Below are 21,181 nucleotides of genomic sequence, written 5' to 3'. Positions count from 1 at the left end.
CCCTAGACGGCGTGGAGCCGCGGTCGCCGGGCCTCGCCATCTGGCCCAGCCACCCGCTTGGCCCGCCCTCTTGCTTTGTCGGCCGCCTTTGGTGGTCGAGTCCGGGGTACAGGTCCGAAAGGACTCGGCCGGGGGCGTGCGCTGTGGCTGATCGCCGCTCCCGGCCGACTAAAAAGACAGGGTGGCTGGGCGCCGCGGTGGCTGGGGTGATGGTGCGGTCGGTGACCGCGGCTCCACGTCGCTTGGGGTTGCCGGGCTGTGGTTGCGGTGCGGGAAGAGGCACTGGCCGCTGCCCGTGAAGCCCTCCGGGCCCGACTGCCTGCTGGTAGCTGGACCACCCCGCACCTCACCAACCACCCCGGCCTCACCAACCACCCGCGCCGCGCCAAATTGCGCCGCGCCTCACCACCCCGCACCTCACCAAGCCACCCCGGGCCTCATCAACCAACCGCGCCGCGCCAAATTGCGCCCCACCAAACCACCCCGCACCTCACCAAGCCGCGCCGCGCCACCCCGCACCTCACCAAGCCGCGCCGTGCCACCCCGCACCTCACCAGACCGCGCCTCGCTGCGCCAAGCCACCTCGCACCTCACCAAACCGCGCCGCCTCTTCATGCGTGCAGCGCGGTGATGCGTTGGACGGTACTTTTTTCGCGAATAGCGCCCCGAAGTTACCGATCAACGCAGCCTCCGACACCGCAGAGGCGAGCCTTAGCTGGCATTGGGGGTCGGGCGGACCCGGGGCACCGTGTGAGTGAGGTTCGTGGGGTGGGCTCAGGCGTGGGGGATCCGGTGATCACTGGGTTGGCGGGTGGTGGAGGTCCGGGTCAGGGTTTCAGGTGGATGATGGTTCGGCCTCGGTCGGTGAAGGCTTCTGCGGTCTCGGTCAGGGGGCGGACCTTCGTGACCAGGGGTTTCACAATGCCGTGGCGGAGGCGGTCGGCTAGTTGTGTCAGCTGGGTGCGATTCGGCTCGACGACGAAGAAGACGGCGCGGGCGCCCTGCGGCTGGATCGTGGGTGGGTCGGGGATGGTGACCAGGGTGCCGCCGGGGCGGACCAGGGCAGTGGAGCGGTCGCGGATCTCCCCGCCGAGGACGTCGAGCACGACGTCGACCTGGCCGACCCGTTCCAGGTTGTCGCCTTCCAGCGTGACGAACTTATCGACGGCAGCGGACTGGGGGTTTGTGCGGCCGGTGCCGATTACATAGGCGCCTGCCTCGTGGGCCAGCTGGGCGGCGATGGAGCCGACGGCGCCGCCGACGCCGTGGATCAGGACGGTCTGGCCGGCTTCCAGGTGGGCGTGGTCGAAGAGGGCTTGCCAGGCGGTTAGGCCGGAGATGGGGAGGGCGGCGGCGGTTACGTGGTCGATGTCGGCGGGGAGGGGCGCGAGGTTGCGGGCTTCGACGGCTGCGTAGTCGGCTAGTGAACCGTCGCGGGTCCAGTCCGTCAGACCGAAGACTCGCTGACCGACTGTCAGACCTGTGGTTCCGTAGCCGAGTTCGGCGACCACCCCCGACACCTCGTGGCCGGGGATACTAGGCGTTCGGTCGCGGCCGGCGCGGTCTGTCCAGGTGCCGGGCCAGGTGAGTTCGCCGCGGGTGAAGCCTGCGGCGTGGACCTCGACGATGACGTCGTTCTCGGCTGAGTGGGGGTACGGGACGTCGGTCAGGGTCAGCTCGACGGTCTCGCGGTCCCGGACAGTGATGGCTCGCATGCGACCCAACCTAGACCTCGACCACGGAAAGTCGATTGACCGGTGGCAGGCCCGGTGTGAGGCTCCCGGACTATGGTCGCGAAGCTGCATGATGACGAAGTCGAGATCGACGAGCCGCTGGTGGAGCGGCTCCTCGCCGAGCAGTTTCCGCAGTGGGCCGGCGCGCAGGTCGAGGTGGTCGCGTCGTCGGGCACGGATCATGTGGCTTTCCGGGTCGGCACCGACCTGGTGGCTCGACTCCCCCGGACCGAGCGGATGCAGGGGCAGGCGGAGAAGGACGTGAGCTGGCTCCCGCGGCTGGCACCGCACCTCCCGCTCGCGGTCCCCGAGCCGCTGGCGATCGGCGTACCGGGTGCCGGTTATCCCTTCACATGGGGCGTCTATCGCTGGCTCGAAGGCGAACCCCTCGACCTGGACCGGCTCGCCGACCCGATCACGACCGCGCAAGACCTGGCCGCCTTCGTTCGCGCACTGCAAAAGATCGACACCACCGGTGCACCGGTCCCGCCCAGCGACGACCCCTTCAGTCGCGGTACGCCGTTGAAGCCTCGCGACGCAATGTTCCGCGAAGCGCTTGACCAACTGCGCGACGAGTTCGACACCGAGCTGGTTCTCGCCGCCTGGGATGCCTCGCTGGCCGCGGACACCTACACCGGCCCGCCGGTCTGGGTCCACGGCGACCTCATGGAGGGCAACATTCTGGTTGCCAACGGCAAGCTCTCCGCGGTGATCGACTGGGGTACGGCGCGCGCCGCCGACCCGGCTGCCGATGTGATGCCTGCGTGGTGGCTGTTCGAGGGCGACGCCCGCCGGGCGTTCCGCGAAGCGCTGGAGGTGGACCAGACCACCTGGACGCGCGCCCGCGGTTGGGCCCTCTCGCTGTCGATGATCGCCATCCCCTACTACCGCACCCGACGCCCCGATCCCACGCCCGGCGAACACCCCTACATCAACGGACTCCTCGACGACTTCAAGGCGGACAACTGATGGAGATCGTGGCGGTGGACGGCCGGGATGTCGAGACGTTCCGGCGGTTCTACGAGGTGAAGTACGGCGTCCGGCAGGAACTGGAGTTCCCCGTGGGGATGGGGCTCGAGGAAGCCCGAGTGCTGATGGCGAGGGGCCATGCCGACCTGCGGGCCGACGGAATCGGTGCGGTGGTCGACGGCAAGTGGGTCGGGGTTGCCTGGTTCGACTGGTGGTTGGTGGGGACCACGGACACGGTCGACGTGGAGATCGCGGTCGCGGCCGATCACCGCCGACGCGGCGTCGGATCGCGGTTGCTGGAGGTCGCCGTACAGCGGGCTCGCGCAGCAGGTCGCCGCGTGCTGAGCGGCTCGGACCTGACTGGTGATCCGGTGTCAGGTGACAGCGCCGGTACGGCGTTCGCTCGGGCGAACGGCTTTGTTCGCAAGCATGCGGAATTGCATCAAGTGCTCGAACTTCCGATCGTCATTGCGGAGAAACCCGTTGCCGGGTACGAGATTGTGCAATGGCGTGAGCACACACCGGACGAATGGATCAAACAATTCGCTGATCTGCAGACCGGAATGAGTGAGGATGTTCCGGCCGGTGAACGGACAACGGAAATCGTGCACTGGACGCCCGAGCTGATTCGCGATGCGGAAGCGCGGCGCATTGCTCAAGGACGGTTCACGTATGCCACAGCCGCCGTACACGTCGCCAGCGGCGAACTCGCGGCGTACACGCAGATGGGCGGTACGCCGGAGACACCGAACCGGTTGAGTCAGTACGACACGTATGTCCGGCGATCCCATCGTGGCAACGGACTTGGGCTTGCGGTGAAGGCGCCGAATCTTCGCGCTTTGCAAGAAGGTGTCGCGCGACCCGCCGTACTGCACACCTGGAACGCACCGGAGAACACACCGATGATCGCGGTCAACAACAAGCTCGGCTTTCGTCCGGTCGCGCAGCGGACGAACTGGGAATTCCTAGTCTCGTAAGGGGTTGTGTGCGCGACGTGATCGGAGGATGGTGAAAGCAGAGCAGTGACTTGGGGGCCGACTGTTCGGCGGGAGAGAGCGGGACGATCCGTTCTCGGCTGTGGGGTGTGCTGGGGGTGTTTACTCAACGGTTCGGCGCAGGCCGGCCTGCTTCACGTGCCCTCGCGTTAGGGGGAAGGACATGCCGAGGAAGGCCAACGGGAGAGCGTCGGCGAACGGCACGCCGGGCACGGGGATGAGCAGCGCGACCGGGGGCGCTGCGGGAATGAACGCGGCACCTGGTGGTGACGCGATGAGTAGTGCGGCGGGCGGGAGCCCGAAGATGAGTGGCGGTGGTACGTCGGACGGCGCTGGTATGAGCAGCACGGAGTATCCGGCACGGCGGCAGTGCGGTGTGATGGACGTGCACCGGCGGTTGCTGACCACCTCACCCGAGTACGCCGCCGCGCGGTCGGCACTGGAGAACGCGACAACGCAGTACGTGGCCCGCCAGCAACGGTTCAGCGGTGTCGTGCGGATCCCGTGTGTGGTGCATGTGGTGTACAAGACGGCTGCGCAGAACATCTCGCAGGCCCAGATCGAGAGCCAGATCGACGTCCTCAACCACGACTTCCGGGCCACCAACGGCGATATCGGGTTCGTGCCGGCGCCGTTCACGCCGCTGGTCGCGGACTCCCGGATCGAGTTCTTCCTGGCGACCGAGGACCCGGCCGGCAACCCGACCAACGGGATCACCCGGACCCCGACGACCAGCTCGTCGTTCTCGACGGACGATCGGATCAAGGCGACAGCGACCGGCGGCATCGACCCGTGGCCGACCGACCGCTACCTGAACATCTGGGTCGGCCAGCTCGGTGGCGGGCTGCTCGGGTACGCACAGTTCCCGGGTGGGCCGGCTAACACCGACGGCGTGGTGATCCTGCACTCCGGGTTCGGCACCAACGGTACGGCGGCGGCGCCGTTCGACCTCGGCCGGACGACGACCCACGAGATCGGCCACTACCTCAACCTGTTCCACATCTGGGGCGATGACGGCACCGGTTGCAGCGGCACCGACGAATGCGCCGACACCCCGAACGCCGGTGGGCCGAACTTCGGCGTACCGACGTTCCCGAAGCTGTCCTGCAGCAACGGGCCGAACGGCGACCTGTTCGTCAACTACATGGACTACACCGACGACCGCGGCATGGTGATGTTCACCCATGACCAGGCCGCGCGGATGGAGGCCTGCCTGGACACGGTCCGGACGACGCTGCCCGTGCCCGTGCCCGGCCCTGGATCAGGGATGCCGGAACCGGCCGGCTCGGTGGTGTCGTGGGGCTCGGACCGGCTCGACACGTTCGTGCTCGGGACCGACTCGGCGATGTATCACAAGTGGTGGGACGGGGCCGCGTGGGGACCGTCCGTCACCGGCTACGAATCGCTGGGTGGCATCTGCATGAGCGCGCCCGAGGTTGCGTCCTGGGCGCCGAACCGGCTCGACGCGTTCGTCCTGGGGACGGATCACGCGCTCTATCACCAGTGGTACGCCGGTGCCGGCTGGTCCGGCTGGGAGTACCTCGGCGGCGTCTGCATGAGCCCACCGCGACTGGCGACCTGGGGACCGAACCGGCTGGACGCGTTCGTACTCGGGACCGACCGTGCGCTCTATCACAAGTGGTGGGACGGGACCGCCTGGGGACCGTCGGTCGACGGCTACGAATACCTCGGTGGGATCTGCATGAGCCCGCCCGAGGTAGTTGCCTGGGGCCCCAACCGGTTGGACGTGTTCGTGCTCGGTACCGACAACGCGACGTACCACCAGTGGTGGGACGGTACGGCGTGGTCGGGTTGGGAGTCCCTTGGTGGCGTCTGCGCTTCGCCACCACGGGCTGTTGCCTGGGGCCCGAACCGGCTTGACCTGTTCGTCATCGGGACCGATTCCGCCTTGTACCACAAGTACTTCGACGGAACGGCGTGGTCGGGTTGGGAATCGCTCGGCGGCATCTGTACGACGGCGCCGACCGTCGTCTCGTGGGACGCGAACCGGCTCGACGTCTTCGTGCTCGGCACGGATTCGGCGCTGTACCACCAGTGGTGGGACGGCTCGACCTGGTCCGGCTGGGAGTACCAGGGCGGCATCTGCACCGACGAGCCGCGCGTGGTCTCGTGGGGTCCGAACCGGCTGGACGTGTTCGTCACCGGCACGGACAAACAGCTCTACCACAAGTGGTGGAACGGAACCGCCTGGGGACCGTCCATCGACGGCTACGAAGCACTCGGCGGCACGATCTCGGACTTCAAGGTCACCATCCCGTCGACGATGCCGAAGGAGCCCGCACTCGGACAGGTGGTGCTGAGCTGACCACGCATCTGCCCGGCCGGTGGACGCACTCCTTCGAGGAGGACCACGACGGAGTCACCGTCTACCGGCGCGACGACTACGCCTTCCCGCCGGCCCGCGGCCGGCGGGGGGTGCAGTTCCGCCCGGACGGCACCCTGCTCGAGGTCGCCATCGGCCGCGGCGACGCCCCGGAGGAACGTCCGGCCGGCCGCTGGACCGCCGACGGCCGCGTCACCAACGGCCGCATCATCACCGCAACGCCTGATCGCCTGGAAATCCGCTGGGAGGAATAGTCATGCCCGTTCGATACCGCGTCATCCCCACCGCCGACCTGGCGCCAACGGACGAGCAGGGGCCGAAGCATGGCGGCGTACTGCGGCATGACGTGCAGGTGGCGCGGTTCGGCGAGCGGAGTGTCGTGTGGGGTGAACACGTCGGCCGGGGTTCACGGACGGCGCCCGGCTTGTTGCTGGTAACCCAGGTGGGACGGAGTTTTCAGGATGCGTTCCCGGACGTGAAGCCGGTGCTCGATCGTGGGCGGCATCTGGTGATCTCGGCGGCGGACAAGCCGCGGCGGCGATCGAACCACTGCTGGCGGGTCGAGACCCTGCAGCCTGGTTCCGTCGTCGCAGTCGCCGGTCCCTTTGAGTCGCGGGTCGATCCGGCGGTTGCGGGACTCCTCGCGGAGTTGACACCGGCGTCGTACCAGGCCGATGTCACGTGGTTTGCGAGTCTGCCGACGCGGCACTCGCACAGTACGTCGTTCGTCGCGGCAGTGGACTATGCCGAGCAGCGAATGGTTGCCCTCGGCTACCAAACGCGGCGGCAGCCGATCACCGTCGGCACGAAGCCGTCGCAGAACCTGATCGGCGACCGCGCCGGCTCCGGTGGCGGCGTCGTACTGGTGACCGCTCACCTTGATTCGATCAACCTGGCCGGCGGCGCGAGCGCACCCGCGCCTGGTGCTGACGACAACGCGAGCGGGTCGGCCGGCGTACTCGAACTCGGCCGCGTGCTCGCGACCCGGAACTGGCAGCACGACATCAGGTTGATCCTCTTCGGCGGTGAGGAGGAAGGGCTTTACGGCAGCAAGCAGTACGTCGCCGCGCTGCCGCCGGCCGAGCGGGCCCGGATCCGCGCGGTGCTCAATCTGGACATGATCGCCAGCAAGAACAGCGCCAACCCGACTGTCCTGCTGGAAGGCCACCAGCTCTCGTCGAGCCTGGTCGACGACCTCGCGACCGCAGCCGCGACGTACACGGGTCTCACCGTGGAGACCTCGCTGAACCCGTTCGCGAGCGATCACGTGCCGTTCATCAACGCCGGGATCCCCGCGGTCCTCACCATCGAAGGCAGCGACAGCGCGAACAGTCACATCCACTCCGCGAACGACACCCTCAACTTCCTCCACTGGCCGCTCGCCGCAGAGATCCTCCGGATGAACACGGCCGCGCTCGCCGGCTGGCTGGAGCCCGTCACGATCCGTCCGCGCCCGGCCGGCTCGATCGTTGCCTGGGGGCCGAACCGCATCGACATCTTCGTCAGCTAGACGAAGGTCCAGGCCGGATGACCGGCCTCCAGCAGCTCGCGATGCCCCGCCCAGCCCTTTGCCGGCAAGGCGCCGACGTCGAGCAACTCGGGCCGCCCTGAGTAGAGCTCGTAGCCCCAGGAGAACGCCGCGATCGGCTCCACCACGCGCGAGCGGATGACATCCGGTACGACGACCAGAAAGGTGTCGGCCCGCCAGGTCCCATCCGGGTGGTCGGGGTTGGCCGGCGCGTCGAAGAAGGTCGGCAGATAGCCGTAGCTGGAGAAGGGGTCGACGCTCGACAGGTTCGGCACCAGGTCGACCGTGGCCGAACCGCCGTTGGTGACCACCTGGATCCAGCCCATGATCGCCTGGACGCCTTGCCCGTGGTACCGCAGCGCCGCCGTACAGATCGGGAAGCCGCGGAAGGCCTCGGCGTCCAGGTCGGGGACGACGAGCTGGTGACCGGAGGCCCAGGGGTCGTCGTTCGGAATGACACGCACCGAGATCAGCCCGCGGTGACCGCGGGTCTCGAACGGGACCGACGTCTCTCTGCGCATACCCAACCGTAAGCTGCCGTTGGTCTATCCGTACTGCTTCGCTACAAGCCTGATCGAAACGATACCCACGGGTCACACCGGCGCTGACAATCGACCGCATGAGACGCCCGTTCGCCGCCCTGCTCGTGGTGGCCGCTCTGCTGACGACCGCCCTCACCACCCAGCCGGCACAGGCGGCGGACGACGGACCACCCGCCGTACGGGCGTTGCTCGAACGGGTCGTCGGCAAGGCGCGTGCCGATCAGGTCTCGCTGCGTCTGCAGCCGGACGAAGACGCTGAGTGGTTCCACGTGGACGCCGCAGATGGGCGCATCGAGGTCAGCGCCAACAGCTCGCCCGCTCTGCTCACCGGCTTCAACCGGTACCTCAAAGAGGTCGCCCACGCCGACGTCTCGATCATGGGCAGTCAGCTCCCCGCGACGCTTCCGTTGCCCACGGCTCCCATCGAGCGGACGTCGACAGTCGAGCACCGCTTCGCTCTGAACGACACCAACGAGGGCTACACCGGTCCGTACCAGTCCTGGCAGGAGTGGGAGCGGCACCTCGATGTCCTTGCGCTCAACGGCGTCAACGAAGCCTTGCTGTACGTCGGTCAGGACGCCGTGTACCGCGAGACGTTCCAGCGCTTCGGGTACTCCGATCTCGAGATCCGGGACTGGATTCCGCAGCCGGCGCACCAGCCGTGGTGGCTGATGCAGAACATGTGCTGCTTCAACTCACCCATCTCGACCGAACTGCTCGACCGCCGGGTCGCACTGGGTCGCCAGGTCGCCGACCGGATGCGCTCACTCGGCATCACGCCGGTCTTCCCTGGGTACTTCGGAACGGTCCCGCCCGACTTCTCCGCCCGCAACGGCGGTGTCCGGACGGTGCCGCAAGGAACGTGGGTGGACGGACTTGAGCGGCCGGACTGGCTCGACCCGACGACTTCCGTGTTCAGGGAGGTCGCGTCGACCTTCTACGACGTACAGAATGAGCTCTTCGGCGAAACGGGCCTCTACAAGATGGACCTGTTGCACGAGGGGGGAACGGCCGGCCCGGTCCCGGTCGGTGCGGCCTCGCGCGCGGTTCAGGTCGCTCTGAACGAGGCCCATCCGGACGCGCAGTGGGCGATCCTGGGCTGGATCGGGAACCCGCTGCCCGAGACTCTGTCCGCGGTCGACCGCGGCAAGATGCTGGTGCTGGACGGCATGAGCGAGGGCGACGAGATCACGAACCGCGAGGCCGACTTCCAGGAGACGCCGTACGCGTTCGGAACGATCTGGAACTTCGGCGGTCACACCAACATGAGCGCGGCGCTCGGTACCTGGAACACCAAGTTCCACGAGTGGCGGACGAAGAATGGCAGTCGGTTGAACGGGATCGCGCTGATGCCGGAGGCGATCGAGAACAACCCTGTTGCGCTCGAGTTCTTCATGGAGCTGCCATGGCAGGACGGTCCGGTCGATCTGGACGAGTGGTTCGCCTCGTACGCACGTGCGCGGTACGGCGTTGACGACGTGCACGCCCAGGCGGCCTGGAAGCGGCTGAGCGAGACGGCGTACAGCACGCCGAGCTTCTGGACGGCCAAGGAAGGCACCGGGTACCTGGCCCACCGGCCCCAGCTCGAGATCCGCACCGATCCCCTGAACTACCCGGTCGCGACCTTCGACCAGGCGTTCGCCGACTTGCTGCAGGTCGCACCGGCAGCTCGGGCGAGCAGTGCGTACCGGTACGACCTGGTTGATGTCGGTCGGCAGGTCCTGGACAACCACAGTCGCGACCTGCTGCCACAGATCGCGGCGGCGTACCGTGCCAAGGACCTGGCGAGTCTGCGGCGGCTGAACGCTCAGTGGCTCGATCTGCTGGGTCGGCTGGAGAAGCTGCTCGCGACTCATCAGGACACGCTGTTCGGCACGCTAGTCGCCGATGCCCGCGCTATGGCCGCCAACGACGCGGAGGCCGCCGTACTGGAGTACGACACGCGCACTCTGATGACCACGTGGGGCGAGCGGCCGACTGAAGCGCACCTGGGCAACTACACGCGGCGGCTGCTGGGCGGTCTGATTGGTGACTTCTACCTGCCCCGGTGGCGTCTGTTCCTGACTGGTCTGGAGACTGCGCTGCAGCAGGGCAAGCTGGCGCAGCCGATCGACTGGTACGCCAACGGTGAGCAGTGGTCGCGCCAGCGCAACGTTCTCCCGACCAGTCCGGTCGGCGACACGTACACCGTCGCCTCCGAGCTGTACTCGCTTCTCGCCGAGAACTCTGGGCTGGCCAGGCTCGACGTCACTGCTGACCCGGTCACCGTTGCTCCTAACGGCTCCAGCACACTTACCGCCGTACTGCGCAACACGAACGGCTTCGCCGCCAGCGCCGGTGTTGACCTCTCCGTGCAGACACCGGCTGGTGTGCACGCCGAACCGCTGACTGCGGTGTCGGTCGATGAACTGGCGCCGGACGAGACGTTCACCGCACGCTGGCGAGTGACCGCACCTGACCCCGCAGCACTGACTGGGCTCGTCGGTGTGACCGCTTCCGTTACCTATGGCAGCAAGACCGGGACTGTGACCGGTGGGGCCGGTCTGGTGACCGGGGCGGCACCAGACGCGTCGTACCGGACGTTCTCGTCGAACTACTCGACCTTCGCGCAGCGTGGTAGTCAGGTCGCGATCACCGGTGGTGGGTCCGACCTCTGGCTGCAGACCGAGGAGTTCGGGATGGTCTACCGGCAAGCGGCACTGCGGCACGAGAACCTGGTGTCCGCCAAGGTGGTCCGGCAGGACGACACCGGACCGTGGGCGCGGGCCGGGCTGCTGGTTCGCAACGCGATCGGCCCGGACAACTTCGGCGTCGTCAACCTGGCGGTCACTCCGGCCAATGGCTGTGTGCTCAGCTCCGACGAGAACGGCGACGGCCGCTTCGACACCGTCCGTACGGCGCCTGGGATCGTTGCGCCGGCGTGGATCCGGCTGCACCGCGGGCCGGCCGGGTTCACCGGCGACTGCTCGTCCGACGGCGTGAACTGGACCCACGTCGGTGTCGTCGCCGCGCCCGGCACGAAGCCGACCCAGGACGTCGGCTTCTTCATGACGGCGGCGAACGGCGGCAACGGCAAGACCGGTACTGCGGTCTTCGACAACCTGCAGATCATTCCGACCGCGTCGAAAGGCTCGACCTCTGTTACCAAATGACCTAATCTGCTGATCTTCTGTTACTTGATAACCGGAGGGACTGGGGATGAAGAAGCTTCTGGTCATGGCCGCCGCGACGGCGGCGGCGGTCGCGGGGATCGCGGTGCCGGCACAGGCGAGCACCGCCGGCACGCAGGCCTGCGACCTGCACATCGGGAAGGGCGTCTACTCGAGCGCCAACATGCTGTACGTCGGCGTCTCGCTGGACGGATGTTCGACCAGCGTCACCGAGGTCAGGGTCGAACTGCACCGGGCGGACAGCGCGAGCGGGCCGTTCACCAAGTTCGACGAGACGATGGCGTACTCCGGTGGTGGCGCCTGGTTCGGGCCGGGCACCGACTGCGGCTACTGGAAGGCCGTCGCCTTCTGGCAGGACCAGACCGAGACGACCCCGGACGTGAACCAGGGCTGCAGCTGACGTTGGCCGGGGCCCGTTGTCCCGCGGGCCCCGTGTCAGCTTGAGGTCAACCACCACCACGGACGGTCGCCGGTCGCGACGATTCTCGAGTGACCGATGCCGTTGTGACCGCGCTGCGCGAGATCGCCAACCGCGATCTGTACCAGCGCAACGCCTTCCACATCACCGGTCTGTCGACCGGAGTGGACCGCCGTACGACGCGACGTCGCCAGCAGCATGTGACCGCCGTACTGGAGGCCGGAGCCGACCTGGAGACCAGCGGATCGACAGATCCGGACGAACTGCGGCTCGCGTTCGACCGACTGCTCGGTGATCCGCGGCGGCGACTCGTCGACGAGGTGTTCGGCGAGTGGGGCCGGCCGAACGGCGACTGTGGTTGCGATGTCCCTGTGCACCAAGCGCATGACGAGGCGGTCTACGCGCACGCGTATGCCATCGAGCTGCTCATCCGGCCGCCCGATCCGTCGCCCGACCACCGGATCGGTCTCTTGAACTGGTGGAATGCCGCCGGGGTGCGGTGGACCGAGGCGATGGCGCACCCACAGTTCTGGCAGCATCTGCGCGATCGCGTCCTCACCCTCGACGACTGGCAACTGGCGGCCGGTGCGATCGACCAGATCCGTGGCGAGTTACCTGCGACTCTGACCGGTCCCCTGCTCGACCTGGCGACCACCAGCGATTACCCCGCTCAAGTGGCGAAGATCCTCGAGCGCTGGCCGGTCGGCGGTGATTCACGGCAGCGCCGGCTTCTCGAAGCGATGCGAACGCAGTACGAGCGAGCCGAGGACGCCACCGTCGCACTGCTGCGCAGACTGCAGCAGGGTCCACATCAGGTGGACTCGGTGATCAACGAGCTGGGCCGGAGCGTGCTGCCGATGTTCCGTCGGTTGCAGGTGTTCCTGCCGTCCGAAGAACACCAGCGGACGCTGACACTGCGCGATGACATCGCGCTGGTCTACCACAACGGCGCCGTCGGCATCGCGAACGACGGCTGGGTGCACGACCCGCGCATCACGTTCCTGTTCGACGAAGCCGAGGGGTACGCGGGCAGCGACGAGACGCGCGGCAAGATCGCCGCCAACCGCGCAGCGGCTCAGCAACTCAAGAGCCAAGGCAGCTTCCGCGCGCAGAACGCTGCCCACCGGCAGAACGCGCCGCAGCAATGGGACGCCGAAGGGTGTGGTTGCGCCATCGGCATCCTCGTCCTCGTTGCCCTCGGAATCTTCCTCCTGATCAAGGCCTTCTCGTGACGGCGTTGCTGGCGCCCGGGGATCGGGTGGGGGAAGCGCTGGTCGTGGACCGGCGGCTCGGGGCGGGTGCGTTCGGCGAGGTGTACCGGGTGCGGCACGAGCACCTCGGGCTGCAGGCGATGAAGGTGTTCCGTGAGGTGACTTCACTCGAAGGAACCGATGAGCTGCTGGAAGAGGCGCGGCTGCTGTCGACGCTCGGGCATCCCAACATCGTTCGGCTCTTCGATGCCGGCGTCGTCCTGACCTGCGAGGGTCAGCGCGGGTACTTCACCATGGAGTACGTCTCCGGCGGCACACTGCAGCAGTTGGCCGATGCGTACCGCCCGTCGCTTCCGATCGAGCTCGCCGTACAGGTGATCGAGCAGCTCGCCTCCGGCCTGGCCGCGGCGCACGACCGCACACCGCCAATCCTGCATCGCGACCTGACGCTCGCCAATGTCATGTACGGGTACGACGAGGAGCGGTTGCGGATCCGGATCTCCGATTTCGGTCTGGCGCGGGGCGCTAACCCAGTCACGCTGCTGGCCAGTGCGCAGGGCACGTATGTGTTCATGGCGCCGGAAGTACTGCGGGACTTCGGCTACTCGACCGCGTCCGATGTGTGGTCGATCGGTGTGATCGGATATCTGCTGCTGACCGGCCTGCTCCCGTACGACGACGGCACCGATCTCACCACCTGGTCGCAGACCCGATACACGCGTCCGCTGCATCCACCGAGTGAGTTCGATCCGCGGATCGACGAGGAGCTGGATCGAATCCTGCTTGCCGCGCTCGCACCGGTTCCCCGCGATCGGACCGCGTCCGCGGTGGAGCTGACCGAGCAGTTGACGGCATGGCGTCGTACGACGAAGTCACCGTCCGAACGCGCGCAGGAGCTGGCTTCGGGTGCAGTGGAAGCGGCGGGAGCCGGGGCGTTGGAGCGAGCGGTGGAGTTGATGGAAGAGGCGTTCGTGCTGTCGCCGGAGCTGCGTTTGCAGTACTGGCTGGACGTGGCGCGGTGGCGAAGAGGAGTGATCTGGTGAGGGCCTGGTTCCGGCAGTGGTTGCAGCATCGCGAGATCCGGATCGCGGAACCGATGTTCAGCGAGGAGCAGTGCCGGGAGCTGACCGAGTTGATCACCTTGCTCGATCGATCATCTTCGCTCGATCGATCACCTTCGGAGGCTCCGGAAGAAGACACCAGGTCTCTGGCCGAGGCGGCGACGAGTCTCTGGCGGGCGCAGCGGAAGCTGACCCAGGCCGGGCGCTCGGCCGAGAACCGGCAGACCGGCCGCTACCTGCGCACCTGCGCGGAGGCGCTGGCCGCGGCCGGGCTCGTCGTACAGGAACACGACGGTACGGCGTTCAACGCGGGCCGGGCGCTCGATGTCCTCGTGTACCAAGACGATCCGGGCGTGACCGAGGAGACGATCGTCGAGACCGTGCGCCCGTCGGTCTACTACCACGACCAGCAGATCCAGCGCGGCGAAGTGATCGTCGCTCGACCAACCGCTGATCAATCGACCAAGGTGGGCGAAGGCTATGCGTGACACGATCGATTTCGGGATCGACCTGGGGACCACGAACAGCGCGCTGGCGGTCGCCGGTGACGACGACGTACGGATCCTGAAGAACAACGACGACCAGTCCGACATCACGCCGTCCGCGGTCTGGCTGCCGAAGGCGGACACGGTCTGGGTCGGCCGCCGGGCGCGGCACCGGGCCGAGACGGATCCGGAGAACGTCGCGATCGAGTTCAAACTCGAGATGGGGCTGGCGGACGCGAGCCGGACGTTCGGGAAGGCCGGGGTGACGCTGAGCGCGCCACAACTGTCGGCCGAGGTGCTGAAGACGCTGCGCGCCGACGCCGCCCGGTACGCCGGTGCTGCGCCGGAGTCGGTGGTGATCACGGTTCCGGCGGCGTTCGCGCTGAACCAGAACAAGGCGACGCTGGAGGCCGCGCGACTGGCCGGGTTCACCGGATCGGTGCCACTGCTGCAGGAGCCGACCGCGGCCGCGTTCGCGTACGGCTTCGACGATGCGGACGAACGCGCGTACTGGATGGTGTTCGACTTCGGCGGCGGCACGTTCGACGCGGCCGTGGTGAGCAAGCGGGACGGCGATCTGCGGGTGCTCAATCACGCAGGTGATCCATATTTGGGCGGCAAGCTGATCGATTGGGCAGTCGTTGAGCGATTGCTCGCTCCGGCCGCTGCGCGTGATCTCGGGCTGAAGGACTTCCGTCGGGACAACCCGATCTGGCGGGGGAACTTCGGCCGGCTGAAGCAAGCCGCCGAGCAGGCGAAGATCCAGCTGTCCGGTCGTGATCGGACCGATCTCCTGCTCGAGCTGGTGGTCGATGGGTCGGAGGAGACGTTCGAGTTCACGCTGACCAAGGAGGCGCTGGACTCGGTAGCGATGCCGTACTGGGCGCGAGCGGTCAACCTGTGCCGGGAGGCGTTGGTCGAGAGCGGGCTGGGGGCCTCGAAGATCGATCGGCTGTTGTTGGTTGGCGGGGCGACGTTGGCGCCGGGGCTCCGCGAGCTGTTGAGCGATCCGGCTCATGGACTGCAGATCGAGCTGGACACGCGGATCGATCCGACCACTGTGGTGGCTCGGGGTGCGGCGATCTTCGCGGGGACGATGCGGCGGCCGGCGTCGGAGTCGGTGGTGCGGGCAGTCGGTGAGTACGGCGTGGAGCTCGCCTACGAGCCTTCGTCGACGACGACTCGGCCGACCGTCGCCGGGCGGTTGAGCGGGCCGTCGGGTGAGGTCGACTGGTCGGGACACAGCGTGGTGATCGCGAACCCCGAGGGCCGGCCGCCGTTCCGGACCGGGCGAGTCACGGTGAACCGCGTCGGCGCGTTCGCCACCGAGGTCGAGCTCGATGAGCACCGGACTTCGCGGTTCACCACCGAGCTGTACGACGGGAATGGGGCGCCACTGCCGTTGGCGGGTGGTTCGTTCGGGATCACGCATCGGGAGGTGGAGTTCGGCGGTGCGCGGTTGACGCATTCGCTCGGGATCGCTTTGGCGGATCAGAAGTTCTCGCCGCTGGTGCGGAAGGGGACGGCGGTGCCGACGCGGGTGCGGGAGATCTTCCGGACGTCCCATGCGTTCAACCGGTCCGACCCTTCAGCGATGGTTCGGATTCCTGTGGTGCAAGGCGAACGGGCGCGGGCCGATCGGAACCGGCAGGTCGGGATGCTGCAGATCCGGCCGGTCGACATCCGGATCGACCTGCCCGCCGGAACCGAGGTCGAGGTCACCTTCGAGGTGGACGAATCGAACCTGGTGACGGTGGTGGCCGACGTACCGCTGATCCAGGCTCAGTTCGAGGCGGAGATCGATCTCGATGACGTGCTGACGCCGGATGCCGACGTACTGGCTGACGAATTGGCCGAGGTAGAGCGGCGGATCGCCGACGCGCAACGGACAGCCGCGACGAGTCCGGAGGTCGAGCAGCGGTTGGCGCGATTGCATGAGGAGGGAACGCTCGCGACCGCCCGCGAACAGGTGCGCGCGGCGTCTGCTGATGCCGGCGCGGCCGTGACCGCAGAGGAGCGGTTGCGCGAGGTGCAGGCGCAACTGGACGACATCGACGAGGCCGCCCAACGCCCAGCCAAGGAACGCGAACTCCGCGAAGTCCTCGCCGAAGCCGAAGAACTCGTCGAGCGAGTCGGCCGCCCCACCGACCGCGCCGAACTAGCCGACCTCCGCACCCGAGCCCAGGACGCGATCGATCGAAAGGACATCCGATCGATCGAACGCGAAACCGAACAGGTCGTCTCATTCCTGATCGGTCTCGAACGACGCCAACCCGGCTTCGTCATCCGCCTCTTCAACCAACTAGCCCTGGACACCTCCTCCATGCGCCCCGCCGCCGAAGCCCGCCGCCTCATCGCCGCCGGCCGCTCCGCAGCAGCCCGAGGCGACGAAGCCGGCCTGATGGTCATCTGCCAGCAACTCGTCCGCCTCCTCCCCCAGTCCCAGCAGAACACAGTCGTAGGCCTGGTCCGCTCATGAACCCCGAACAGCTAGCAGTAGCCACAGCAGCCCACACCGCCCGCCAAGGCAACCTCCCCCAAGCCCTCCAACTGCTGACCAACCTCCAGTCCGCCGAAGCCGTCGACCTACGCGCCCGCGTACTAGCCCAACTCGGCCACTGGCAAGAAGCCGACACCACCTGGGCCACGCTGGACCCAGCCGAAACCGCGGCCGAGCTCAGCCCCACCAACACCCCGGGGACGCTAAGCCCTACCAACACCGCGGGCACGCCCGACCCCACCAACACCCCGGGTGCGCTCAGCCCCTCCGCCACTGCGGGACACCAATCACCCCACCTTCACCCCGGGACGGGGGTGGAGGTGGGGGCCTCGGCCGGGCATGTCCTGGAGCAACTGCCCGACGGGCGTGCCTCGGCGCATCAGGCGCTGGCCGGGCATCCCCTCGCGCAGCAGGTGCTTGACGGGCGCGCGCTGGCGCAGAAGGTGCTGGCTGGGCGGGTTCGGCAGCGCCCAGTAGTACGCCCCGTCGCGGCGGCCGCCGTCGCGATCCTCGTGATTGGCGGAATCACCACCGGAACCGCGTTGGCGGTTAGTCGGCCTGAGCCTGTGGTGGCGGGACCTCGGGTGGAGCCGTCGGTCGCACCGCGGACTGTCACGGTGACGCCCACCGAGCAACTGGATGAGCTGAATCGGCGGATTGCTGCCGAGAAGGCTGCTGCGGCCCGGCTGGATGCGATCGCTGCAACCGTGGCAATGCCTGGGGTGACAGTACGGCGGGAACCCGGTGCCGTGCGGGTGGTGTTCGACCGCGGTCTGTTCACCTCCGGGACCACCTTCGCCGACGGCGGTGTGGAGTTGCTGACCCGGCTGGCCCCGAAGCTCCAGCGGGTCCCCGGGATCACAGTCGTCGGCCAATCGGTCGCCGTACCGGGTGGTGAAACAACCGGCGGCTCCGGTACGGCGCTCGCCCGGGCGCGCGTGGCCGCGCAACAACTCGCACGAGCGGGTGACCTCGAGCTGACCCGCCTCACCCTCGCATCAGGCGATCAAGCCCGGCCACTGTTCCCCGGCCAAGCCCGCAACCGCACAATCAGCCTGCTGCTCACCCCCTAACCCGACCACCCCACCCACCATCCCCCCGAGAAACATTTCAGGGGATATCCGCGGAGCTTCACCCTTCTCCCCTCATATTTTGAGGGGAGAACCAGCACATTGACGGGATATCCGGTCAAATTTCGGCGAGGCAAGGCGGGGGCGAGGCGAAGGCGGGGCGGGGCGAGGCGAGGGCCGGGGGGCGAGGCGAGGGCCGGGGGCGGGGCGGGGGCCGGGGGCGGGGCGGGGTTAGACGACGGAGAGGGGGAGGAGTTTTTTGCCGGTGGGGCCGATCTGGATCTCGGTGTTCATCTGCGGGCAGACGCCGCAGTCGAAGCACGGGGTCCAGCGGCAGTCCTCGACCTCGATCGCGCCGTCCTCCTCGAGCGCGTCCTGCCAGTCCTCCCACAGCCAGTCGCGGTCCAGCCCCGAATCCAGGTGATCCCAGGGCAGGACTTCGGCGTACTCGCGCTCTCGCGTCGTGTACCAAGCCAGATCGACCGGCTCGTCCGCCAGTGCCTTCTCGGTGCTGGAGATCCAGCGCTCGTACGAGAAGTGCTCGCTCCACCCATCGAACCGGCCGCCGTCGCGCCACACGGCCTCGATGATCCGGCCGACGCGGCGGTCGCCGCGAGACAGCAGACCTTCGATGATCCCGGGCTTGCCGTCGTGGTACCGGAAGCCGATCGCCTTCGCATACTTCTTGTCGGAGCGAATCGCCGCGTTCAGCTTCGCCAGCCGGGCGTCGGTCTCCTCGACCCCGAGCTGCGACGCCCACTGGAACGGCGTGTGCGGCTTCGGTACGAAACCACCGATCGACACCGTGCAGCGCACGTCGTTGCGCCCGGACACCTCGCGACCCGTCGCGATCACCCGCTTGGCCAGGTCGGCGATCGCCAAGACGTCCTCGTCGGTCTCGGTCGGCAGACCGCACATGAAGTACAGCTTCACCTGCCGCCAGCCGTGGCTGTACGCCGCCGCGACCGTGCGGATCAGGTCTTCCTCGGAGACCATCTTGTTGATCACCTTGCGCATCCGGTCCGACCCGCCCTCGGGGGCGAACGTCAGACCGCTGCGCCGGCCATTCCGGGAGAACTCGTTGGCCAGCGTGATGTTGAAGGCGTCGACCCTTGTCGAGGGCAACGACAGCGACACGTTGCCGCCCTCGTACCGGTCGCCCAGTCCCTTCGCCACCTCGGCGATCTCACTGTGGTCGGCCGACGAGAGACTAAGCAGCCCAACTTCCTCGAAACCGGTCTTCTTCAGCCCGTTCTCGACCATGTCCCCGATCGTCGTGATGCTGCGCTCACGCACCGGCCGGGTGATCATCCCGGCCTGGCAGAACCGGCAGCCGCGCGTGCAGCCGCGGAATATCTCCACCGAGAACCGCTCGTGCACGGTCTCGGCCAGCGGCACCAGCGGCTTCTTCGGGTACGGCCACGCGTCCAGGTCCATCACCGTGTGCTTCGCGGTCCGGAACGGTACGCCGGTCCGGTTCGGTACGACGCGCTGGATCCGCCCGTCCGGCAGGTAGTCGACGCTGAAGAACTTCGGGATGTAGACGCCACCGGACTTCGCCAGCCGCAGCAGCACCTCGTCGCGGCCACCCGGGCTGCCCTCGTCCTTCCACTCCCGGATCACCTCCGAGATGGCCAGCACGATCTCCTCGCCGTCCCCGAGCACCGCCGCGTCGATGAAGTCCGCGATCGGCTCCGGGTTGAACGCCGCGTGCCCACCCGCGAGCACGATCGGGTCCGCGTCGGTCCGGTCCACGGCGTACAGCGGGATGCCGGCCAGGTCGAGCGCGGTCAGCATGTTCGTGTACCCGAGCTCGGTCGAGAACGACAGCCCGAAGACGTCGAAGGCCCGCACCGGCCGGTGGCTGTCCAGCGTGAACTGCGGGATCTGGTGCTCCCGCATCACCGCTTCCATGTCCGGCCAGACCGAGTACGTCCGCTCGGCGAGCAGGTGCTCACGCTCGTTCAGCACTTCGTACAGGATCTGAACGCCCTGGTTCGGCAGTCCGACCTCGTACGCGTCCGGGTACATCAGCGCCCAGCGCACACTCGCCGCGTCCCAGTCCTTACTGACCGAGTTGAGCTCACCTCCGACGTACTGGATCGGCTTCTGCACGCTCGGCAGCAGCGCCTCCAGGCGCGGGAACAGCGATTCGACAGTCATCAGGCACTTCCGGTCGAGGACGAAGCACCTACCAGATTAGCCCCGGGACCGCCTTACTTCTGAATCGAACTAGCTGAGATGGGTCAGGAGGAGGGGGTTGACGACGTCCGGGTGGGAGTAGGTGACCAGGTGGGCGGCGTTCTCGATGACCTCGAGGTGGGCGCCGGGGATCTGGCCGGCCAGCGGTACGACGGTCTCCGGCGGGACAGAGGTGTCGGAGTCGGTGGTGACGAGGAGGACCGGGGCGCTGATCTCGCCGAGTCGCGGGACCAGGTTCAGGTCGGCGAGCGCCTCGCAGCAGGCGGCGTACCCCTCGTCGGAGGTATTGAGGAGCATCTGGCGCACCGGGTCGATGTCGGTGAACTCCGGGAGGAACCAGCGGCCGAGCGTCGGCTCGGTGATCGCCTGGGTGCCCTCGGCCCGGACCTGGGCGGCGCGGTCGAGCCACGGCTGCGGATTCGCGGCCAGGTTGGACGGCGGGCAGAACAGGGCAAATCGGTGGAACCGGTCAGGCGCGTTCTGCGCCAGCCAGAGGCCGACCGCGCCGCCGAGCGAGATCCCGACGTACGACGCCTGTTCGATCTCCAGCGTGTCGAGCAACTCGACCACGTCGCCGCCGAGGTCGTCGATCGTGTACGGGCCCTTCGGCGCGTCGGAGCCGCCGTGTCCCCGATGGTCGAACGTGATCACCCGGAACCGCCCGGACAAGGACTCGAGTTGCGGCGCCCACATCGTGTGCGCCGCACCGAGTGACGAGCCCATCAGCACCACAGGTGCTTCCGAGGGACCTGTCTCCACATAGTTGAGTCGCATGCGACCCAGTATTCACCGGCAGATTGTCATTGCACTTTCCGGACACGAACGTCTACGTCGGCCAGAAATCGCAGCAGTGCCCCCAGCATGGTCTTGCTGGTCGCCCGCGTACGTCGCCTCACAGCTACTTCTCTCCTCACTCGATCCACATCAAAACCGCCTACAGACAGGCGGGGCGG

At 67.7% G+C, this 21,181-nt stretch carries 17 protein-coding genes; 12 read left to right on the top strand and 5 right to left on the bottom strand.

The features are described from left to right. Nucleotides 1-827: 827 nt before the first annotated feature. Nucleotides 828-1,715, bottom strand: a complete 888-nt coding sequence (locus tag ACFTSF_RS27180; RefSeq protein ID WP_380156698.1) for an NADP-dependent oxidoreductase — start codon at nucleotides 1,713-1,715, stop codon at nucleotides 828-830. 72 nt (nucleotides 1,716-1,787) lie between these two features. On the opposite strand from ACFTSF_RS27180, the gene ACFTSF_RS27175 reads away from it, so the two are divergent. Together ACFTSF_RS27175 and ACFTSF_RS27170 are read left to right on the top strand one after the other, a co-directional pair. Beyond that, nucleotides 1,788-2,702 carry an aminoglycoside phosphotransferase family protein gene (locus ACFTSF_RS27175; protein WP_380156696.1) on the top strand — a complete coding sequence of 305 codons (915 nt, stop codon included), beginning with the start codon at nucleotides 1,788-1,790 and terminating at the stop codon, nucleotides 2,700-2,702. After that, nucleotides 2,702-3,679: a GNAT family N-acetyltransferase gene (locus ACFTSF_RS27170; RefSeq protein ID WP_380156694.1), complete on the top strand. Its 978-nt coding sequence runs from the start codon at nucleotides 2,702-2,704 to the stop codon at nucleotides 3,677-3,679. Before ACFTSF_RS27175 ends, ACFTSF_RS27170 begins: the two co-directional genes overlap by 1 nt. Nucleotides 3,680-3,799: 120 nt before the next feature. Here ACFTSF_RS27170 and ACFTSF_RS27165 read toward each other — a convergent pair whose 3' ends face one another. Further along, the gene (locus ACFTSF_RS27165) at nucleotides 3,800-4,045 is read right to left on the bottom strand and encodes a hypothetical protein (protein WP_380156692.1); all 246 of its coding nucleotides are present in this window, start codon (nucleotides 4,043-4,045) and stop codon (nucleotides 3,800-3,802) included. Here ACFTSF_RS27165 and ACFTSF_RS27160 point away from each other — a divergent pair. The 3 genes from ACFTSF_RS27160 (at nucleotide 4,035) to ACFTSF_RS27150 (ending at nucleotide 7,551) form a co-directional block, all read left to right on the top strand. Then, on the top strand, nucleotides 4,035-6,023 hold the full coding sequence (locus ACFTSF_RS27160; protein ID WP_344149082.1) for a M43 family zinc metalloprotease: 1,989 nt from the start codon (nucleotides 4,035-4,037) through the stop codon (nucleotides 6,021-6,023). The two genes, ACFTSF_RS27165 and ACFTSF_RS27160, sit on opposite strands and share 11 nt — an antisense overlap. A 110-nt stretch (nucleotides 6,024-6,133) precedes the next feature. Continuing rightward, nucleotides 6,134-6,295 carry a hypothetical protein gene (locus tag ACFTSF_RS27155; RefSeq protein WP_344149080.1) on the top strand — a complete coding sequence of 54 codons (162 nt, stop codon included), beginning with the start codon at nucleotides 6,134-6,136 and terminating at the stop codon, nucleotides 6,293-6,295. 2 nt (nucleotides 6,296-6,297) lie between these two features. Further along, on the top strand, nucleotides 6,298-7,551 hold the full coding sequence (locus ACFTSF_RS27150) for a M28 family metallopeptidase (RefSeq protein WP_380156690.1): 1,254 nt from the start codon (nucleotides 6,298-6,300) through the stop codon (nucleotides 7,549-7,551). Here the strand turns inward: ACFTSF_RS27150 and ACFTSF_RS27145 are convergent. After that, nucleotides 7,548-8,090 carry a hypothetical protein gene (locus tag ACFTSF_RS27145; RefSeq protein WP_380156688.1) on the bottom strand — a complete coding sequence of 181 codons (543 nt, stop codon included), beginning with the start codon at nucleotides 8,088-8,090 and terminating at the stop codon, nucleotides 7,548-7,550. The genes ACFTSF_RS27150 and ACFTSF_RS27145 overlap by 4 nt on opposite strands. A 98-nt stretch (nucleotides 8,091-8,188) precedes the next feature. Here ACFTSF_RS27145 and ACFTSF_RS27140 point away from each other — a divergent pair, with 98 nt between their 5' ends. From ACFTSF_RS27140 to ACFTSF_RS27110, 7 genes are all read left to right on the top strand, one after another. Next, entirely contained in the window at nucleotides 8,189-11,263 is a 3,075-nt protein-coding gene (locus ACFTSF_RS27140) for an alpha-N-acetylglucosaminidase TIM-barrel domain-containing protein (RefSeq protein WP_380156686.1), read from the top strand. Between the two features lie 46 nt (nucleotides 11,264-11,309). Continuing rightward, nucleotides 11,310-11,681 carry a hypothetical protein gene (locus ACFTSF_RS27135; protein ID WP_380156684.1) on the top strand — a complete coding sequence of 124 codons (372 nt, stop codon included), beginning with the start codon at nucleotides 11,310-11,312 and terminating at the stop codon, nucleotides 11,679-11,681. 89 nt (nucleotides 11,682-11,770) lie between these two features. Next, nucleotides 11,771-12,931: a hypothetical protein gene (locus ACFTSF_RS27130; protein WP_380156682.1), complete on the top strand. Its 1,161-nt coding sequence runs from the start codon at nucleotides 11,771-11,773 to the stop codon at nucleotides 12,929-12,931. Continuing rightward, nucleotides 12,928-13,953 (top strand): serine/threonine-protein kinase, encoded by a 1,026-nt coding sequence (locus ACFTSF_RS27125; protein WP_380156680.1) that lies wholly within the window; start codon nucleotides 12,928-12,930, stop codon nucleotides 13,951-13,953. Before ACFTSF_RS27130 ends, ACFTSF_RS27125 begins: the two co-directional genes overlap by 4 nt. Then, the gene (locus ACFTSF_RS27120; RefSeq protein ID WP_380156678.1) at nucleotides 13,950-14,459 is read left to right on the top strand and encodes a hypothetical protein; all 510 of its coding nucleotides are present in this window, start codon (nucleotides 13,950-13,952) and stop codon (nucleotides 14,457-14,459) included. Before ACFTSF_RS27125 ends, ACFTSF_RS27120 begins: the two co-directional genes overlap by 4 nt. Next, nucleotides 14,452-16,935, top strand: a complete 2,484-nt coding sequence (locus ACFTSF_RS27115; RefSeq protein ID WP_380156676.1) for an Hsp70 family protein — start codon at nucleotides 14,452-14,454, stop codon at nucleotides 16,933-16,935. Before ACFTSF_RS27120 ends, ACFTSF_RS27115 begins: the two co-directional genes overlap by 8 nt. Next, entirely contained in the window at nucleotides 16,932-18,029 is a 1,098-nt protein-coding gene (locus ACFTSF_RS27110) for a hypothetical protein (RefSeq protein ID WP_380156675.1), read from the top strand. The genes ACFTSF_RS27115 and ACFTSF_RS27110 overlap by 4 nt, the downstream gene beginning before the upstream one ends. Nucleotides 18,030-18,257: 228 nt before the next feature. Here ACFTSF_RS27110 and ACFTSF_RS27105 read toward each other — a convergent pair whose 3' ends face one another. Continuing rightward, nucleotides 18,258-20,189 (bottom strand): TIGR03960 family B12-binding radical SAM protein, encoded by a 1,932-nt coding sequence (locus ACFTSF_RS27105; protein ID WP_380156673.1) that lies wholly within the window; start codon nucleotides 20,187-20,189, stop codon nucleotides 18,258-18,260. A gap of 69 nt (nucleotides 20,190-20,258) precedes the next feature. Continuing rightward, a complete protein-coding gene (gene pcaD, locus ACFTSF_RS27100) occupies nucleotides 20,259-21,002 on the bottom strand; it encodes a 3-oxoadipate enol-lactonase (protein ID WP_380156671.1) in 744 nt (247 codons plus the stop codon). Between the last annotated feature and the right edge of the window lie 179 nt (nucleotides 21,003-21,181).

Source organism: Kribbella sp. NPDC056951 (genome assembly GCF_042674205.1).
In the GTDB taxonomy this organism is placed as follows: Bacteria; Actinomycetota; Actinomycetes; order Propionibacteriales; family Kribbellaceae; genus Kribbella; species Kribbella yunnanensis.
Note: the sequence above shows the minus strand (reverse complement) of the source record. Positions and strands in the feature narration are given on the sequence as shown.

Coding starts and splice junctions, on each gene's coding strand:
- ACFTSF_RS27150 (WP_380156690.1), top strand. CDS start 6,298: ATGCCCGTTCGATACCGCGTCATCCCCACCGCCGACCTGGCGCCAACG.
- ACFTSF_RS27135 (WP_380156684.1), top strand. CDS start 11,310: ATGAAGAAGCTTCTGGTCATGGCCGCCGCGACGGCGGCGGCGGTCGCG.
- ACFTSF_RS27140 (WP_380156686.1), top strand. CDS start 8,189: ATGAGACGCCCGTTCGCCGCCCTGCTCGTGGTGGCCGCTCTGCTGACG.
- ACFTSF_RS27175 (WP_380156696.1), top strand. CDS start 1,788: ATGGTCGCGAAGCTGCATGATGACGAAGTCGAGATCGACGAGCCGCTG.
- pcaD (WP_380156671.1), bottom strand. CDS start 21,002: ATGCGACTCAACTATGTGGAGACAGGTCCCTCGGAAGCACCTGTGGTG.
- ACFTSF_RS27145 (WP_380156688.1), bottom strand. CDS start 8,090: ATGCGCAGAGAGACGTCGGTCCCGTTCGAGACCCGCGGTCACCGCGGG.
- ACFTSF_RS27115 (WP_380156676.1), top strand. CDS start 14,452: ATGCGTGACACGATCGATTTCGGGATCGACCTGGGGACCACGAACAGC.
- ACFTSF_RS27110 (WP_380156675.1), top strand. CDS start 16,932: ATGAACCCCGAACAGCTAGCAGTAGCCACAGCAGCCCACACCGCCCGC.
- ACFTSF_RS27180 (WP_380156698.1), bottom strand. CDS start 1,715: ATGCGAGCCATCACTGTCCGGGACCGCGAGACCGTCGAGCTGACCCTG.
- ACFTSF_RS27170 (WP_380156694.1), top strand. CDS start 2,702: ATGGAGATCGTGGCGGTGGACGGCCGGGATGTCGAGACGTTCCGGCGG.
- ACFTSF_RS27160 (WP_344149082.1), top strand. CDS start 4,035: ATGAGCAGCACGGAGTATCCGGCACGGCGGCAGTGCGGTGTGATGGAC.
- ACFTSF_RS27105 (WP_380156673.1), bottom strand. CDS start 20,189: ATGACTGTCGAATCGCTGTTCCCGCGCCTGGAGGCGCTGCTGCCGAGC.